General features: G+C 61.9%; 18 protein-coding genes. 12 read left to right on the top strand and 6 right to left on the bottom strand.

Translation table 11 applies throughout. The features are described 5' to 3' along the window. Positions 1-35 precede the first annotated feature (35 nt). On the bottom strand, positions 36-2,180 hold the full coding sequence (gene dinG, locus L6D82_RS04205) for an ATP-dependent DNA helicase DinG (protein WP_007952008.1): 2,145 nt from the start codon (positions 2,178-2,180) through the stop codon (positions 36-38). A 99-nt stretch (positions 2,181-2,279) separates the two neighbouring features. Here dinG and L6D82_RS04200 point away from each other — a divergent pair, with 99 nt between their 5' ends. Further along, positions 2,280-2,744, top strand: coding sequence for a CopD family protein (locus L6D82_RS04200; RefSeq protein WP_064382929.1), 465 nt, complete (start codon positions 2,280-2,282; stop codon positions 2,742-2,744). A 78-nt stretch (positions 2,745-2,822) separates the two neighbouring features. Here L6D82_RS04200 and L6D82_RS04195 read toward each other — a convergent pair whose 3' ends face one another. The 4 genes from L6D82_RS04195 to L6D82_RS04180 form a co-directional block, all read right to left on the bottom strand. Next, positions 2,823-3,581: a collagen-like protein gene (locus L6D82_RS04195; RefSeq protein ID WP_236188180.1), complete on the bottom strand. Its 759-nt coding sequence runs from the start codon at positions 3,579-3,581 to the stop codon at positions 2,823-2,825. Further along, positions 3,574-3,852 carry a DUF1145 domain-containing protein gene (locus tag L6D82_RS04190; protein WP_236188178.1) on the bottom strand — a complete coding sequence of 93 codons (279 nt, stop codon included), beginning with the start codon at positions 3,850-3,852 and terminating at the stop codon, positions 3,574-3,576. The genes L6D82_RS04195 and L6D82_RS04190 overlap by 8 nt, the downstream gene beginning before the upstream one ends. Positions 3,853-4,014: 162 nt before the next feature. Beyond that, complete coding sequence (locus L6D82_RS04185; RefSeq protein WP_007952001.1) at positions 4,015-4,737, bottom strand: PA1041 family peptidoglycan-binding anchor lipoprotein; 723 nt, start codon at positions 4,735-4,737, stop codon at positions 4,015-4,017. An 89-nt stretch (positions 4,738-4,826) separates the two neighbouring features. Continuing rightward, a complete protein-coding gene (locus L6D82_RS04180; protein WP_011332779.1) occupies positions 4,827-5,522 on the bottom strand; it encodes a PA1041 family peptidoglycan-binding anchor lipoprotein in 696 nt (231 codons plus the stop codon). Positions 5,523-5,721: 199 nt separating this feature from the next. Here L6D82_RS04180 and L6D82_RS04175 point away from each other — a divergent pair, with 199 nt between their 5' ends. Genes L6D82_RS04175 through L6D82_RS04160 form a run of 4 tightly spaced genes read left to right on the top strand, consistent with a single transcriptional unit; the run spans position 5,722 to position 7,429 of the window. After that, positions 5,722-6,219: a DUF6231 family protein gene (locus L6D82_RS04175; protein WP_011332778.1), complete on the top strand. Its 498-nt coding sequence runs from the start codon at positions 5,722-5,724 to the stop codon at positions 6,217-6,219. Positions 6,220-6,223: 4 nt separating this feature from the next. Further along, entirely contained in the window at positions 6,224-6,700 is a 477-nt protein-coding gene (locus L6D82_RS04170) for a YchJ family protein (RefSeq protein ID WP_007955017.1), read from the top strand. A 31-nt stretch (positions 6,701-6,731) separates the two neighbouring features. Further along, positions 6,732-7,217, top strand: coding sequence for an LEA/WHy family protein (locus L6D82_RS04165; protein ID WP_236188177.1), 486 nt, complete (start codon positions 6,732-6,734; stop codon positions 7,215-7,217). 5 nt (positions 7,218-7,222) lie between these two features. Next, positions 7,223-7,429 carry an SEC-C metal-binding domain-containing protein gene (locus L6D82_RS04160; protein WP_007955014.1) on the top strand — a complete coding sequence of 69 codons (207 nt, stop codon included), beginning with the start codon at positions 7,223-7,225 and terminating at the stop codon, positions 7,427-7,429. A gap of 149 nt (positions 7,430-7,578) precedes the next feature. On the opposite strand, the gene L6D82_RS04155 is transcribed toward L6D82_RS04160, so the two are convergent. Further along, positions 7,579-8,136 carry a cysteine hydrolase family protein gene (locus L6D82_RS04155; protein WP_236188174.1) on the bottom strand — a complete coding sequence of 186 codons (558 nt, stop codon included), beginning with the start codon at positions 8,134-8,136 and terminating at the stop codon, positions 7,579-7,581. A 147-nt stretch (positions 8,137-8,283) separates the two neighbouring features. Between L6D82_RS04155 and L6D82_RS04150 the strand changes: the two genes are divergently transcribed. The 7 genes from L6D82_RS04150 (at position 8,284) to L6D82_RS04120 (ending at position 17,068) form a co-directional block, all read left to right on the top strand. Beyond that, positions 8,284-8,928 carry a glutathione binding-like protein gene (locus tag L6D82_RS04150; RefSeq protein ID WP_064593916.1) on the top strand — a complete coding sequence of 215 codons (645 nt, stop codon included), beginning with the start codon at positions 8,284-8,286 and terminating at the stop codon, positions 8,926-8,928. Positions 8,929-9,072: 144 nt separating this feature from the next. Next, positions 9,073-11,523, top strand: a complete 2,451-nt coding sequence (locus tag L6D82_RS04145) for a penicillin acylase family protein (protein ID WP_236188172.1) — start codon at positions 9,073-9,075, stop codon at positions 11,521-11,523. A gap of 199 nt (positions 11,524-11,722) precedes the next feature. After that, complete coding sequence (locus L6D82_RS04140; protein ID WP_102686595.1) at positions 11,723-12,757, top strand: ligase-associated DNA damage response exonuclease; 1,035 nt, start codon at positions 11,723-11,725, stop codon at positions 12,755-12,757. Further along, on the top strand, positions 12,754-14,442 hold the full coding sequence (locus tag L6D82_RS04135; RefSeq protein WP_236188170.1) for an ATP-dependent DNA ligase: 1,689 nt from the start codon (positions 12,754-12,756) through the stop codon (positions 14,440-14,442). Before L6D82_RS04140 ends, L6D82_RS04135 begins: the two co-directional genes overlap by 4 nt. Positions 14,443-14,793: 351 nt before the next feature. After that, the gene (locus tag L6D82_RS04130; RefSeq protein WP_011332769.1) at positions 14,794-15,576 is read left to right on the top strand and encodes a transporter substrate-binding domain-containing protein; all 783 of its coding nucleotides are present in this window, start codon (positions 14,794-14,796) and stop codon (positions 15,574-15,576) included. 56 nt (positions 15,577-15,632) lie between these two features. After that, positions 15,633-16,361 carry an ABC transporter permease gene (locus L6D82_RS04125; protein ID WP_007955000.1) on the top strand — a complete coding sequence of 243 codons (729 nt, stop codon included), beginning with the start codon at positions 15,633-15,635 and terminating at the stop codon, positions 16,359-16,361. After that, on the top strand, positions 16,358-17,068 hold the full coding sequence (locus L6D82_RS04120; protein ID WP_236188168.1) for an ABC transporter permease: 711 nt from the start codon (positions 16,358-16,360) through the stop codon (positions 17,066-17,068). Before L6D82_RS04125 ends, L6D82_RS04120 begins: the two co-directional genes overlap by 4 nt. Positions 17,069-17,072 lie beyond the last annotated feature (4 nt).

The raw sequence follows: 17,072 nt of genomic DNA, 5'->3' as shown, positions 1-17,072 counted from the left end.
AGACAACGCGGCGGGCAAAACTGCCCACCGATGTCTCAGGATATTTCACGACGGAAAGGAGGCAACGCATTGAGGATCGCCTTGCCATAGCGCTGGGTGACCAGCCGCCGATCCAGCAAGGTGATGGTGCCGCGGTCTTCTTCGGTGCGCAGCAGACGGCCGCACGCCTGAACCAGCTTCAGCGAGGCATCGGGCACCGAGATTTCCATGAACGGATTGCCGCCCCGGGCTTCGATCCATTCCGACAGCGCGGCTTCGACCGGATCGTCCGGCACCGAGAACGGGATCTTGGCGATCACCACGTGTTCGCAGTAGGCGCCCGGCAAGTCCACGCCTTCGGCAAAACTGGCGAGGCCGAACAGCACGCTGGAATCACCGCCATCGACCCGCGCCTTGTGCTTGTTCAGGGTTTCCTGTTTCGACAGGTTGCCTTGAATGAACACTTGCTTGCGCCAGTCGCGGTCGAGGCCGTCGAACACGTCCTGCATCTGTTTGCGCGACGAGAACAGCACCAGACTGCCGCGCGAGCCTTCGACCAGCTCCGGCAGATCACGGATGATCGCGGCGGTGTGGGCGGCGGCATCGCGCGGATCGGCCTTCAGGTCCGGCACCCGCAACACGCCGGCATCGGCGTGATGGAACGGGCTCGGCACCACGGCAGTGACGGCTTTTTTCGGCAGACCGGCGCGCATGCGGAAACGGTCGAACGTGCCGAGCGCGGTCAATGTCGCCGAAGTCACCAGACAGCCATAGGCCACGTTCCACAGGCTGCGGCGCAGGGTTTCGGCGGCGAGGATCGGGCTGGCGTTGACCTCGATATCGAACAGCGAACCGCTTTCGGCCAGGGTCAGCCAGCGGGCCATCGGCGGGTTGTCTTCCGGGTCTTCGGCGGTGAACGCGGTCCACAGCTCCCAGTTGCCGGAAGCACGGGACAACAGGCTGCCGAACAGTGGATACCATTCTTCGGCCTGATTGCTGGCGATGCCGATGTTGACCTCGCCGTCCATGCCTTCCTTGAGCAGATCCGTCAGACGGGTGAACAGGTCGTTGAGGCGGGCGAAGCCTTTTTTCAGCTCGATGCCCATCTCGCGCATGTGTTCCGGAATCACCCCACCGATGAAGCGATGACGCGGACGCTCGCGGCCTTCGACGTCTTCACCGGGCTTGAAATCAGCAATCTGTTCGCAGGCAGTGAACATGAATTGCTGCTGGGTCTTGATCTCCCGCGCCAACTCCGGCACCTGCTCGATCAGTTTGCCGAGGTCGCCCGGCAACGGGTGCTGGGCCAGCAGTTTGGTGAGGTTCTTGGCGGTGGTTTCCAGCCAGTCGGCGGTGGAACGCAGACGTGTGTAATGGGCGAAGTGGCCGATGGCCTTGTCCGGCAGGTGGTGGCCTTCGTCGAACACATAAATGGTGTCGCGCGGATCGGGCAAGACTGCCCCGCCGCCCAGCGCCAGGTCGGCCAGCACCATGTCGTGGTTGGTGACGATCACGTCGACCTTGCCCATGCCTTCGCGGGCCTTGTAGAAGGCGCACTGGCCGAAGTTCGGGCAATGACGGTTGGTGCACTGGCTGTGATCGGTGGTCAGGCGCGCCCAGTCGGCGTCTTCCAGCGCGTTGGGCCAGCTGTCGCGGTCGCCGTCCCATTTATTGCCGGCGAGCTTCTCGATCATGCTGGTGAACAGCTTCTGGCTGGCCTCATCGACCTCGATCTTGAAGCCTTCTTCTTCGAACAGCTGCGCGGTGGCGGTCTGCGCATGGCCTTCCTGCAACAGCATGTCGAGCTTGGACAGGCACATGTAGCGGCCACGGCCCTTGGCCAGGGCGAAGCTGAAGTTCAGCCCGCTGTTGCGCATCAGGTCGGGCAAGTCCTTGTAGACGATCTGCTCTTGCAGGGCGACGGTGGCGGTGGCGATCACCAGCCTCTTGCCGGCCAGTTTCGCCGTCGGGATCGCCGCCAGGCTGTAGGCCACGGTCTTGCCGGTACCGGTGCCGGCTTCCACCGCGACAATCGCGGGGTCGCCACTGCGCCGGCCTTCGTCGTCGGTGTCGATATCCCCGAGGACCTTGGCGACTTCAGCGATCATCAGACGCTGGCCGTAACGCGGCTTGAGGCTCTTGGCCTCTAGAAAACGCGAGTAGGCGCCCTGGATCGTGGTTTTGAGTTCAGTGCTGATCATTGAGTGTCGGGCGCAAAAAACGCTGGATAAATTTTCAGTGGTTCGGTTCGGCGGCTATCATACCCCGCGAATCGATCCTGCGCAGAACGGAGTACCCCAATGACACCTTTTAGCCTCGTTTACCCCATCCATGTGCTGGCCGCACTGGTGTGGGTCGGCGGTATGTTTTTCGCCTGGATGGTCCTGCGCCCCGCGGCCATGAAGGCACTGGACGGCCCCGGGCGCCTGACGCTCTGGGTGGAAGTGTTTCAAGGTTTTTTTCGTTGGGTGTGGGGAGCGGTGATTCTGCTGCCGGTCACCGGGGTGGGCATGCTGCATCTGCAACACATCGCCTTCGATAACGCGCCGCGCTATGTGCAGGTGATGATGGGGTTGTATGTGGTGATGACCGCGCTGTTCATCCGGATTCAGGCATTGATGCTGCCTGAGCTGCGCACGGCGGTGCAGGCGAAGGACTGGCCGGCGGGTGCGGCGGTGCTGGGGCGGATTCGCAAGGTGGTGGGGTTCAATCTGCTGGTCGGGGTGGTGCTGGTGGCGGTGGCAGCTGCGCGGCCCTCGTTCTGACGAGCGCACCCTGACTGATACCTGATCGTTCCCACGCTCTGCGTGGGAACGATCAACGTAGAGGGTAGGTGCAATCGATTACAAGCGCTGTACGGTGACAGACCCCGCCGCACCCGCAGGCCCCGGCTGCCCGTCGGCCCCCGGCTTGCCGCTCTTGCCGCCGTCGGCGCGATAGACCAGGCAGCCCTTGGACTTGCCACCCGCCCCCGGCTTGCCGCCAGGACCGGCCGGGCCACCGGCACCGCCGGCAACTTCGACCTTGATCAGCTCGGCCGGAAAATCGCGCGGCACTTCAAGACGCACCAGCGCGCCCGGTGCACCCGGCTGGCCATCGCTGCCGTTGCTGCCATCAAAACCGTGTCCCGCCTGGCCCCAGGTGCAACCCGGCTCCTGACCGTTGGCGCCATCGAGCCCGACAAAACCCGGCGCACCGGTGCCGCCACGGGCATCGACCACCAGCTTCGGCGCATTCAACGCCTTGAATTGCAGATTCAGATTGCGCCCGGCGCGGGCGGCTTTTTCGTAGGTGCCCGGTGCACCACGGGCGGTGATCTGGCTGCCTTCGGCAAGTTGAGCGCGGATGACTTTCATATCCAGCGCCTGTTCGCTCGGCACGATGGCGATGCGCGCTTCATGGCCCAGTTGCAATTCGCCGACACTCAGCTCGGTCACGTTCGAAGGAATCAGCAAAGTGCCGTAATCGGCGACCACCAGTTTCTCCAGTTGCAGAGTGCTGGCGGTGTTCGGCAGACGCATCAGCGAGTTGGTTTCGACGCTGACCACCTGGGCGCAGGCCAGGGGACTGATGAATGCAGCAAGCAGGCAGAGATTACGCATGGGAAGCCTCCGGAGCGGCCGGGGCCGGGATGGTTTGCAGGTGGAAAACGCCGAACAACAGGATGCGGCCACGATCACGCCAAGGGTGCGGACGGCCCTTGAGGCTGCGGTTGCACAGCAGCACTTCGAGCACGTGGATCGACAGCAGCAGACCGCCGGCCAGATTGACCAGCAGGTGCAGCGGATGAACAAACGGCACCAGCTGATTGGCCAGCACCACGCAGCAGAACAGCAGGGTCAACAATCGCCCCAGCCCACAGAACACATTCATACGCTCCCCCGTGTTGCGAATTATTCTTTGGGCGCACAGTAACGGCTTCTGCAGGGGATAAGCCAGAGGGAAAAATGAAAAAAACCGATCCACCGCCGGATGGCTGCCGGTTCGACGATGATCATCGACCGACAGCTCTAGCCTGCGGACTACAGACGCATCCTAACGATTGATGTGCAGTTCCACCCGACGGTTTTGCGCACGCCCCTCGTCCGTGTTGTTATCGGCGACCGGTTCGCTCTCGCCACGCCCTTCACTGGTGAGTTTGTTCGGCGCCAGGCCCTGGCTCAGCAAATACTCCGCCACGCTGCTGGCGCGACGTTCCGAAAGTGCCTGGTTGTAGGCATCCGAACCCTTGCTGTCGGTGTGGCCAATGACCTTGATGCTCACTACATCGGCATTGCGCAGTTTGTCCATCAATGTGTCCAGCTGGCTTTTCGCGGCCGGTTTCAGATCGGACTTGTCGAAATCGAACAGCACGTTGCCGGCATCGTTGAGGGTGATGACTTCAGTTTGCGGGGCCGGTTCGGCGGGTTTCTCGGTAACCGGGTATTGCGGCAGCGGACAGCCGCGGTGGTCGACCGGGGTATTGGCCGGGGTATCGGGGCAACGGTCGCGGCGATCGAACACGCCGTCGTCGTCTTCATCGCCATCCTGGGCATAGCAGATCAATCCGCCGGTGAGGATCCCCAGCGCAGCGCCACCGCCGGCCCAGCCGCCACTTTCGAGCGCGCCGAGACCGCCGCCGACCAGTCCGCCAATAAGGCTGCAGATCGGCCAGGTACGTTGATTGAGGGGAGCGGTGCCATCGCTGTGGGTGGCGCAACCGGTCAACAGGCTGCCCAGCAGCAGAACCGGCAAGACGGACCTTGTAAGAACACTCATCGTTAAAGCTCCTGTGTCACCGGCCCATACCGGTTACACAGGAGTAAAGACCCGCATCCGCGACTGCACAAGCCGCGGATGCGAGGGGGCTAGCGGTTGATTTTGATTTCGGTACGACGGTTCAGCGCACGACCGTCAGCAGTTTTGTTGTCTGCCACCGGCTGGCTTTCACCGGCACCGGTCACCGACACGAAGCTGCTTTGCGGTACACCGCTCTCGACCAGGTACTTGACCACCGAGTGCGCGCGGCGATCCGACAGTTTCTGGTTGTAGGCATCGCTGCCGACGCTGTCGGTGTGGCCGGTCACGGTCAGTTGCGCGGTGCTGGACTCCTGTTTCAGGCGCGAAGCGACCTTATCCAGGACCAGTTTGTCGGCCGGGGTCAGCGTGGCCTTGTCGAACTGGAAGTGAACATCGCGGATGACAATGGTTTCTTCCTTGACCACTACAGCTTCTTCGACCACTGGCGCAGGGGCTGGTGGAGGGCAACCGTCAGCATCGACCTGTACGCCTTTAGGCGTGCCCGGGCACTTGTCGCGACTGTCCGGCACACCATCGCCGTCTTCGTCGCCATCACCGTGAACCCAGCAATAGGCTGCTGCCGTACCGCCGACGAGTAACGCGCCATACCCCGCCCATGCGGAGCTTTCGGTCGCACCGAGCCCCGCACCGACGACACCACCGACTGCCGCACAGGTCGGCCAGTCGGTTTTCTGCAAACCTGCGCAACCAGTCAACACACTGGTTAGCAGAACCAAGGGTAATGCTGTCCGAACTATGCTCATCTAGTTTTCTCCTGAGGGATCGGCTTAGAACCGATTCAGGGAGTAAAGACCGGAGTTTTAATCTCCGCCAGCAATAGGCCATTGCTGTTTGTGCGCCTGTTCACGGGACTTCGACGAATTTGCCGCAAACCCGCAGGACAGAGATCTAGGCCTTGGCGTCCGGGCAGGCTAGTCTTGGCGCTCTGATTGAGGAGCTTCGATGAACGTCGCCATTTCTTCCCGCACGCCGCAGCAGGCATTGGCCGCCCTGCTCGACCGCTACGCCCCGGCACGACTGCTGCTGATCGGCGCCAGCGAGTTCCCGGCGCTGGCTGCCTTTAAAGAAGCGCACCCGGATACCTGCGTCGCGCACGCCGCGCCCGGTGCGTTGCCGGCGGAACTGGCGGCCCGCCGTTTCGACCTGGCGCTGGTAGTCGACTGCCTGGAACATTTGCCCAAGCGCGACGGCCTGAATCTGTTGGGCGGGATCCGCAACCTCAACGCCAGCCGCATCGCCGTGCTGGCAGACCTGCCGGCCAGCGGCTGGCAGGAAACCGATTTTTATTCCCTGGCCCTGCAAGCCAGCGAACGCTTCGCCCGGGATGAGCAGGTATTGACCCTGTTCACCTACGATCTGCTTGACTACAAACAAGTCCCCGACTGGCTCAACTCGCGGTTCTGGGCCAATCCGGAAAACTTCGGGAAATACTGGTGGTAATGCAATGAGTACAGCCATTTGCCCTTGCGGCAGCGGCAACCTGCTGGATGCCTGCTGCGGTCACTATCACGCCGGCCACCCGGCCCCGTGCGCCGAAGCCCTGATGCGCTCGCGCTACAGCGCCTATGTGCTGGGCCTGATCGATTATCTGGTGGCCACCACCCTGCCCGCTCAGCAAGCGGGGCTGGATCGCCAGTCGATCAGCGACTGGAGCGCCCAGAGCACCTGGCTCGGTCTGGACGTGGAAAGTTCGGAAGTGCTCGGCGGCCAGCCGGAGCACGCGTTCGTCACCTTCACCGCGCGCTGGCATGACGGTCAGGGCGAGCACAGCCACCGCGAGCGCTCGTCGTTCGTGCAGAACACCGGGCGCTGGTACTTCATCGACCCGACCGTGCAACTGAAGCTGGGCCGCAACGACGCCTGCCCGTGCGCCAGCGGCCAGAAGTTCAAGAAATGCTGTGCGGGGTATTTCGGCAGCTGAGGCTAGACTGGGCAGCAAAGGGAGTTAAACCATGCTCGGTCATTGGCGCGCATTTCAGGCTTTCACACTGTTCGTGTTTCTCGGGCTTGGCGGCTGCGCGTCATGGTTTACCGACGATTCCCGCGACCCCGCCGTGCACCTGGTGAAAGTCGAAGTGGTGCGCGCCAAGTTGCTGGAACAGAAATTCATACTGCACTTTCGCATCGACAACCCCAACGACAGCGACCTGACCGTGCGCGGCCTGGAATACCGCATACACCTGGCCGACATGCTGCTGGCCGAAGGGGAGCACGAACACTGGATCACGGTGAACCCCAAAAGCAGCGCGTTTTACAAGGTGCCGATCCGTACCAACCTGTGGCCGAAGGTGAAAGAGGTGGTGAAAATGCTGAAAAACCCGCACCAGCAGATTCCCTATCGACTGGAGGGCGAGATGGAAACCGGTTTATTCATCGCTCACTACGTGCACCTGGCGCGCAATGGCGTGATAATCCCCGCCGATTTGATTACGGAGTGACCCCGATGACCCAGCAACCTCATGTCCATGGCCCAGACTGCAACCACGATCATGACCATCACCACCATGATCACGACCATGGCCATGTCCACGGCCCGAACTGCGGCCACGCTCACCAGGAACCGGTGCGCAACGCCCTGAAAGACGTTGGCCGCAACGACCCTTGCCCATGCGGCAACGGCAAGAAATTCAAGAAGTGCCACGGTGCTTGATGTTTCGGGCGAAAACCTACTTCGCCTGAGACACCGCTTTCGCGAGCAAGCCCGCTCCCACATTCGACCGTATTCCTTCTGACGGAATGCAGGCAAAGGTGGGAGCGGGCTTGCTCGCGAAGGGGACGGCCCATTCACCGGAAGCTTTTTCAGCCTGCCGCCAGAATGTGCCCGGTGCCGACCACCGTCGCATACTCCCCGTGCAGATTCCCCAGCGACATCGCATGCACCTCTTCCGCCGAACGCAAGGTGCCGAAATAATCGGCCTTGTCGAAGGTAAAGCACGCATCCTCCGCCACCCACGCCTCGAACCCCAGATTGCCCGCCGTGCGCGCCGTGGACTCCACGGAGTTGTTCGTCGCCACGCCGACAATGATCAACTGCCCGATCCCCGCCTCACGCAACTTCGCCTCAAGCCCTGTGGCACAAAACGCATCCGGTACCTGCTTCTGGATCAGCCACTCGCCTTCCTGCGGTAAAAACCTTTCTTGAAAATCCACCCCTGACTGCTCGGGCCAGAACACCGAATCCGGCGAGCGCGACAGGTGCTGCACATGGATCACCGGCCGCCCGCTGCGTCGCCAGAAGCCCAGCAAATCAAGAATCCGCTCCTCGGCCGACGGATTGTTCCGCCGCCCCAGACGCGGTTCCAGAATGCCCTTTTGCTGGTCGATGATGATCAGTGCAGCGTTGGCCTTGAGCTCCATGGTGATTTTTCTCACGCGGGGTCATTGAATTTCCCGTACTTGAGCATCACCTCCTGTAACTAAGCAAGCTATCGAACGCACACAGGACAACCTGAAGCCGGCGTTTGCTGTCCGCACGTAAGCCATTTTTCTGATTTGGAGCTTTCCATGATCGACCTGTATTACTGGACCACGCCCAACGGCCACAAGATTTCCCTGTTCCTCGAAGAAGCGGGCCTGCGCTACGACGTGCACCCGATCAACATCAGCCAGGGCGAGCAGTTCCAGCCGCACTTTCTGAAAATCGCCCCGAACAACCGCATCCCCGCGATCGTCGATCATGAACCGGCTGACGGTGGCGAACCGTTGTCGCTGTTCGAGTCCGGGGCGATCCTGCTGTACCTCGCGGAAAAGACCGGCAAGTTCCTGCCCAAGGATCTGCGTGGCCGCCAGGTGGCGCTGCAATGGTTGTTCTGGCAAATGGGCGGGCTGGGGCCGATGGCCGGGCAGAACCATCATTTCAGCCAGTTCGCGCCGGAAAAAATCCCCTACGCGATCAAGCGCTACATCGATGAAACCGCGCGCCTGTACGGGGTGCTGGACAAGCAACTGGCCAACAACGAGTTCGTGGCCGGCAGCGAATACAGCATCGCCGACATGGCGATCTACCCGTGGATCGTCTCCCACAAGTGGCAGAGCCAGAACCTGGAAGACTTCCCGAACGTGCAACGCTGGTTCAACCACATCAAGGATCGCCCGGCGACCGTGAAGGCCTACGCGCTGGTGCAGAAGATCAATCCGCCGAAGGCTTGAGTCACCCGGCCTGATCGTTCCCGTGCGCGGGAACGATCAACGGGAAGAAATAACCGCTCGCCCCGCTTGCGCGGCCCCCTCCTGCTCACTAACGTAGCGGCTTTATTGCGCCCCCAGCCTCTACACCCCCGCAGGAGCTTTGCCATGGCCTCGCCAGCCCTTTCACATTTTCTTCCCCGGTTCGGCGTTGCCGCAGCAGTGGCCGGTGTTCTGAGCCTGACCGGTTGTCAGACCTGGAACGCCCAGGACACCCTCCCACCGACCTCCGGTGTGCAGCCGCTCAAGGGCCTGGCGCAGAACGTTTCGGTACGCCGCAATGCCATGGGCATGCCGCTGATCGAAAGCAACAGCTTCCACGACGCACTGTTCGCCCTCGGTTACGTGCACGCCAGCGACCGGATCAATCAGATGGTCACCCTGCGCCTGCTGGCTCAGGGCCGTCTGGCGGAAATGTCCGGTTCGTCGATGCTCGACGCCGACCGCTACATGCGCGCCGTCAACCTGAAGAAAAGCGCCGGCGAGCTGTACAAGGCTTCGTCGCCACGGCTCAAGCGCTTCTTCGAGGTCTATGCCCGGGGCGTCAACGCCTACCTGTTCCGCTACGCCGACAAACTGCCGGGAGATCTGGCTTCCAGCGGCTACAAGCCTGAATACTGGAAACCGGAAGATTCGGCGTTGATCTTCTGTCTGCTGAACTTCAGCCAGTCGGCCAACCTGCCGGAAGAAATCGCCTCGCTGGTGCTGGCGCAGACTGTGACCAACGACAAACTGGCGTGGCTGACCCCGTCCGCTCCCGACGAAAATCTGCCGCTGGCCGAAGCCGACAAGCTGCAAGGCATCAAGCTCAACGGGCAGATTCCGGGGCTGACGGAACTGAGCAACGCCAGCGAACAACTGGCCGCCATTAACTTGCTGGGCACTCAGTCGTCGAACAACTGGGCCATCGCCCCGCAACGTAGCCGCAGCGGCAAGAGCCTGCTGGCCAGCGACAGCCATGGCCCGCTGGCGGCGCCATCGCTGTGGAGTTTCGTGCAGATTCGCGCACCGAAATACCAGGCCGCCGGCGTGACCGTGGCCGGTCTGCCGATGGTGCTCGGCGGTTTCAACGGCAAAGTGGCGTGGAGCCTGACCAGCGTGCTTGGCGATAACCAGGACCTGTTTCTGGAAAAAATCCGCCGTCAGGGCAGCACGTTGTCCTACGAGGTCAACGGCAAATGGCAACCGGTCGCCGTGCGCAACGAAACCTACTTCGTCAAAGGCCAGCGGCCGATTCGCGAAGCCGTGTACGAAACCCGCCATGGCGCGCTGCTCAACAGCACCCAGGCCGCCGCTCAGGGCGCAGGTTTTGGCCTGGCCTTACAGACGCCGAGCTTCACCGACGACAAATCCCTCGATGCGTTTTTCGATCTGAGCCGCGCGCAGAACGTTGAGCGCGCCTCGGACGCCAGTCGGGAAATCCGCGCCATCGCGCTGAATCTGGTGTTTGCCGACGCCAGCAACATTGGCTGGCAAGTTACCGGGCGCTTCCCGAACCGCCGTGAAGGCGAAGGCCTGCTGCCGTCGCCGGGCTGGGAAGGTCGCTACGACTGGGACGGTTACGCCGACCCGATGCTGCACCCCTACGATCAGGATCCGGCCCAGGGCTGGCTCGGCACCGCCAACCAGCGGGTCATTCCTCACGGCTACGGCATGCAACTGTCCAATTCCTGGGCGGCGCCGGAACGTGGCGAGCGCCTGGCAGAGCTGGCCGGCAGCGGCAAGCACGACGGTCGTAGCGTGATCGCCATGCAGTACGACCAGACCACAACCTTCGCCGCCAAACTGAAGAAAATGTTCGAGGCACCGGGCATGGCGCAGCCGCTGAAACAGGCGATCGACGCGCTGCCGGAAGCTGACCGCAGCAAGGCCCGCGAGGCCTACACCCGTCTGATGGCGTTCGACGGCAAGCTCAGCTCGACTTCCGCCGACGCAGCGATCTACGAGTTGTTCCTGCAGGAAAGCATGAAGCAGATCTTCCTCGACGAACTCGGCCCGCAAAACAGTCCGGCGTGGAAAGCGTTTATCGCCAACGGCGACTTGTCCTACGCCGCCCAGGCCGATCACTTGCTGGGCCGCGAAGACAGTCCATTCTGGGACGACGCCCGCACCCCGCAAAAAGAAGACAAACCGGCGATCCTCGCCCGCAGTCTGGCGGCAGCGATCAGCGCCGGCGACAGCCAGTTGGGCGGCGACCGCCGGGCCTGGCAGTGGGGCAAACTGCACCGTTACGAGTGGAAGAATGCCAGCGGCCAGACCGTTCGCGGGCCAACCGCAGCGGGCGGTGACCACACCACCCTCAACACGGCGGCGTTTGCCTGGGGCCAGGATTTCAACACCACGCGTGCGCCGTCGATGCGTTTCATTGTCGACTTTGGTCAGAGCGAACCGTTGATGGGGCAGAACGGGACGGGGCAGTCCGGGAATCCGGTGAGCCCGAACTACCTGAACGGCATCGATCCGTGGCTCAAGGGCCAGTACATCGGCTTGCCGATGCAGCCGCAGAACTTTGACCGGGTTTATGGCAAGACGCGATTGACCCTGACTCCCGGCAAGTAATCCCCCCACAGTCTCGATCGTTCCCACGCTCTGCGTGGGAATGCAGCCCGTGACGCTCCGCGTCACTGGACGCAGAGCGTCCCCTGAGGCATTCCCACGCAGAGCGTGGGAACGATCATGCGACAGTTCAGAAAATCAATAGAACTTCTGACTTCGCGCCAACCTCATAGCTAACAAGTCCCTCCATTCCGGTAACGCCATGGACCTTGTTATCGCCCGCCCCGAAGGCCTCTACTGCCCTGCCGGGGATTTCTACATTGACCCGTGGCGGCCCGTCGAGCGCTCGGTGATCACCCATGCCCATGGCGATCATGCCCGTGGCGGCAACCAGCATTACCTGGCTGCCAGCGCCGGCGAAGGGATTCTGCGTGCGCGTCTGGGCGCGGACATCAACCTGCAAACCCTCGACTACGGCCAGCGCCTGACCCATCACGGTGTCACCTTGAGTTTTCATCCCGCCGGCCATGTGCTCGGCTCGGCTCAGGTACGGCTGGAATACGGCGGCGAAGTCTGGGTCGCGTCCGGCGATTACAAGATCGAACCCGACGGCACCTGCGCCCCCTTCGAACCGGTGCGCTGCCACACCTTCATCACCGAATCGACCTTCGGTCTGCCGATCTACCGCTGGCAGCCGCAGGCGCAGGTGTTCGCCGAGATCAATCAGTGGTGGCAGGCCAACATCGAAGCCGGCAAGGCCAGCGTGCTGTTTTGCTATTCGTTCGGCAAGGCCCAGCGGATTCTGCACGGCATCGATGAAACCCTCGGGCCGATCCTCAGCCACGGGGCGGTCGAGCCGCTGAACCGCGTGTACCGCGAGGCCGGCGTCTACCTGCCGCCAACCATCTACGCCGGTGACGTGAAAAAGAATGACCCGATGATGCGTCAGGCGCTGGTCATCGCCCCGCCGTCGGCCGGCGGCAGCAGCTGGATGCGCCGGTTCGGCGATTACAGCGACAGCTTCGCCAGCGGCTGGATGCGTCTGCGCGGCACCCGTCGGCGGCGCGGGGTCGATCGCGGTTTCGTGCTCTCGGATCACGCCGACTGGCCCGGCCTGTTGTGGGCCATCGAACAGACCGGAGCCGAACGGGTGATGGTCACCCACGGCTCGATTGGCGTGCTGGTGCGCCATCTGCGCGAGCAGGGTCTGGACGCACAAGGTTTCAACACCGAATACGGTGACGATGAAGAAGAGCTATCTACCGCCACGCCCGTCGTTGCCGAGGTGCAACCATGAAAGACTTCGCCGGGTTGTACGCCGAACTCGACGCCACCACCTCGAGCAACGCCAAACTGGCGGCCATGCAAACCTACTTCGCCCAGGCGCAACCGCAGGATGCCGCGTGGGCGGTGTACTTTTTGTCCGGCGGGCGGCCTCGGCAACTGGTGCCGGTGCGGATCCTGCGCGATCTCGCGGTCGAGGTGTCCGGCCTGGCCCCGTGGCTGTTCGAGGAAAGTTATCAAGCGGTCGGCGATCTGGCGGAAACCATTTCGCTGGTGCTGCCGGAACAACCGCACACCTCCGAGGCCGGGCTCGCCGAATGGATCGAAGACAAACTGTTGCCCCTGCGCGGTGAAACCCCGGAATACCTCGCCCATCAGTTGCCCGCACTGTGGGCGCAACTGGATCGGCCAAGCTTGATGCTGTGCATCAAACTGATCACCGGTAGCTTCCGGGTCGGCGTGTCCAAACTGCTGGTGACCCGCGCTCTGGCTTCCATGGCCGGGCTCGACAGCAAACGCGTGGCGCAACGATTGGTGGGTTACACCGACCTGTCCAACCGACCCAACGCTGCGAGTTACCTGAAACTGATCGCCCCTGAATCCAGCGACGAACACGCCCAGCGCGGCGGCCAGCCCTACCCGTTCTTCCTCGCCCACGCCCTGGCGCAACCGGTGGAAACCTTCGACGCACTGCTCGGGCCGGCCAGTAACTGGCAGGTGGAATGGAAGTGGGATGGCATTCGCGCACAAGTGGTCAAGCGCGACGGAAAACTGTGGGTCTGGTCGCGGGGCGAAGAACTGGTCACCGAACGTTTTCCCGAACTCGACACGCTGCTGCACGGTTTACCCGACGGCACGGTGATCGACGGCGAGATCGTGGTGTGGAAGAACCAGCGCCCGGTCACCGAAGACGCTTTTGATCCGCAGTCGACAGAAGCCCCGGCGGTGCAACCGTTCGCGCTGTTGCAACAACGGATCGGCCGCAAGTCGCTGGACCGGAAAATCCTTGAAGATGCGCCGGTGGTGGTACTCGCCTACGACCTGCTCGAATGGCAGGGCGAGGACTGGCGCAACCAGCCTCAGGCCAGGCGTCGTGAACAACTGGAACAAGTTATCGCCCACTGCAACAACCCGGTACTGCTGCCTTCGCCGATTCTGACGGGTGACGACTGGTTCGACCTCGCCCGCCAGCGCGAGGCCTCCAGGCGCCTGGGGGTCGAAGGCATGATGCTCAAGGCTCGCGACGCGATGTACGGCGTTGGCCGCACCAAGGACATGGGCGTGTGGTGGAAATGGAAGGTCGACCCGTTCAGCGTCGACGCGGTGTTGATCTACGCCCAGCGCGGACATGGCCGGCGCGCCAGCCTCTACAGCGATTACACTTTTGCGGTGTGGGACGGCCCGCCGGGATCCAGTGCAAGGTCACTGGTGCCATTCGCCAAGGCCTATTCAGGGCTGACCGATGCGGAAATGCGCGAGGTCGACAGCATCGTGCGCAAGACCACGGTGGAAAAATTCGGTCCGGTCAGCAGCGTGAAACCGAGCCTGGTATTCGAACTGGGCTTCGAAGGCATCGCCCTCTCCCGCCGGCACAAGAGCGGCATCGCCGTGCGCTTCCCGCGCATGCTGCGCTGGCGCCAGGACAAGACCGTGGACGAGGCCGACAGCCTGGCGACCTTGCAAAACCTGTTGGTCTGACTCCTTTCCAACGATACTCCCCCCTAACCCCGATCGTTCCCACGCTCTGCGTGGGAATGCCTCAATGGACGCTCTGCGTCCGCTTTGGGACTGAGCGTCCCGGGGCTGCATTCCCACGCGGACGGTTCGACGCCTCGACGTGGGAACGATCACCTCCGAACCAACCTGGTGCAGCTTTTCCGTCGCGCCCGTTTTCGTGCACCGACCGGCCCCGGCATGCACTTCCTGCACCTTTTAAAACACTTGTTCGGGACTCTGGTTCGGAAATTGCTACTTTCTATAAGTCGTAAGCGCTCCAGTAACAATCATTCCGCGCCACAAGCGCTCATATTGGTTCTTAGGGATTGAATAATGAAAAAAGCATTGCTGACCCTTTCTGCACTGGCGTTGTGCATGGCCGCCGGCTCCGCGCTGGCCAAGGAATACAAAGAACTGCGGTTTGGCGTTGACCCTTCCTACGCACCGTTCGAGTCGAAAGCGGCAGACGGCAGCCTGGTTGGCTTCGACATCGATCTGGGCAACGCGATCTGCGCCGAGCTGAAGGTCAAGTGCAAATGGGTCGAAAGTGACTTCGACGGTATGATTCCGGGCCTCAAGGCCAATAAATTCGACGGTGTGATCTCGTCGATGACCGTTACCGAAGCCCGCGAAAAAGTCATCGACTTCTCCAGCGAGCTGTTCTCCGGGCCGACGGCCTACGTGTCGAAAAAAGGTTCGGGCATCACCGACGACGTCGCCTCCCTGAAAGGCAAAACCGTCGGTTACGAGCAAGGCACCATCCAGGAAGCCTATGCCAAAGCCGTACTGGACAAGGCCGGCGTGAAAACCCAGGCCTACCAGAATCAGGACCAGGTGTATTCCGACCTGACTTCCGGCCGTCTCGATGCGGGCATTCAGGACATGCTGCAGGCCGAACTGGGCTTTCTGAAGTCGCCGCAAGGCGCTGATTATGAAGTCAGCAAGCCGGTCGACAACCACTTGCTGCCAGCCAAGACCGCTGTCGGTATTAAGAAAGGTAACACCGAGCTGAAAGCGCTTTTGGATAAAGGTATCAAAGCGTTACACGATGATGGCAAATACGCCGAGATTCAAAAGAAACACTTTGGCGATCTGAATCTGTACAGCGGCAAATAATGCCCCGGCGCCCATCCTCGATGGGCGCCTTTTTCATTCAGTCAGGTTGCTGATTTATGTTCGAAAACCTCTTACAAAATCTGGGGCTCTCCGCCTTCAGCCTCAAGGGTTTTGGCCCTTTGCTGTTGGAAGGCACCTGGATGACCATCAAATTGTCGGCGTTGTCGCTGCTGGTGGCCGTGTTGCTCGGCCTGCTCGGCGCCAGTGCCAAGCTGTCAAAAGTCAAACTGCTGCGCCTGCCCGCCCAGCTCTACACCACGCTGATTCGCGGCGTTCCGGACCTGGTGCTGATGCTGCTGATCTTCTACAGCCTGCAAACCTGGCTGACGACGCTCACCGATTACCTGGAATGGGAATACATCGAGATCGACCCGTTCAGCGCCGGGGTGCTGACGCTGGGCTTCATTTATGGCGCGTACTTCACTGAAACCTTTCGCGGGGCGATTCTCGCCGTGCCGCGCGGTCAGGTCGAAGCCGCCACCGCCTATGGCCTCAAGCGCGGCCAGCGCTTTCGTTTCGTGGTGTTCCCGCAAATGATGCGCTTCGCCCTGCCGGGCATCGGCAACAACTGGATGGTGATGCTCAAGGCCACCGCGCTGGTTTCGATCATCGGCCTGGCCGATCTGGTCAAGGCAGCGCAGGACGCCGGTAAAAGCACCTATCAACTGTTTTACTTCCTGGTTCTCGCCGCGTTGATTTACCTGCTGATCACCAGTGCTTCCAACATCATCCTGCGCTGGCTCGAACGCCGCTACGCCGCCGGTGCCCGGGAGGCCGTACGATGATCGAACTCCTGCAGGAATACTGGAAAGCCTTCCTTTATACCGACGGTCAGAACATCACTGGCCTTGCGATGACGATGTGGCTGCTCAGCGCCTCGATCTTCTTCGGTTTCATCGTGTCGATTCCGCTGTCGATCGCTCGCGTCTCGCCGCACTTCTACATTCGCTGGCCGGTGCAGTTCTACACCTACCTGTTCCGTGGCACGCCGCTCTATATCCAGTTGCTGATCTGCTACACCGGGATTTACAGCCTGGCCGCCGTGCGCGCGCAACCGGTGCTCGACAGTTTCTTTCGCGATGCGATGAACTGCACGATCCTGGCCTTCTCCCTGAACACCTGCGCCTATACCACGGAGATTTTCGCCGGGGCGATCCGCAGCATGAACCACGGCGAAGTCGAAGCGGCCAAGGCCTACGGGCTGACCGGCTGGAAGCTGTATGCCTACGTGATCATGCCGTCGGCGCTGCGCCGTTCGTTGCCGTACTACAGCAACGAAGTGATCCTGATGCTGCACTCGACCACCGTGGCTTTCACCGCGACCATCCCTGACATCCTGAAAGTCGCGCGGGACGCCAACTCGGCGACCTTCCTGACCTTTCAGTCGTTCGGCATCGCCGCGCTGATCTACCTGACCATCACCTTTGCGCTGGTCGGCCTGTTCCGCCTTGCCGAACGCCGATGGCTGGCCTTCCTCGGCCCGACCCACTAGGACC

It is taken from the genome of Pseudomonas paraglycinae, assembly GCF_021601625.1.
GTDB classification, from domain to species: domain Bacteria; phylum Pseudomonadota; class Gammaproteobacteria; order Pseudomonadales; family Pseudomonadaceae; genus Aquipseudomonas; species Aquipseudomonas paraglycinae.
Note: the sequence above shows the minus strand (reverse complement) of the source record. Positions and strands in the feature narration are given on the sequence as shown.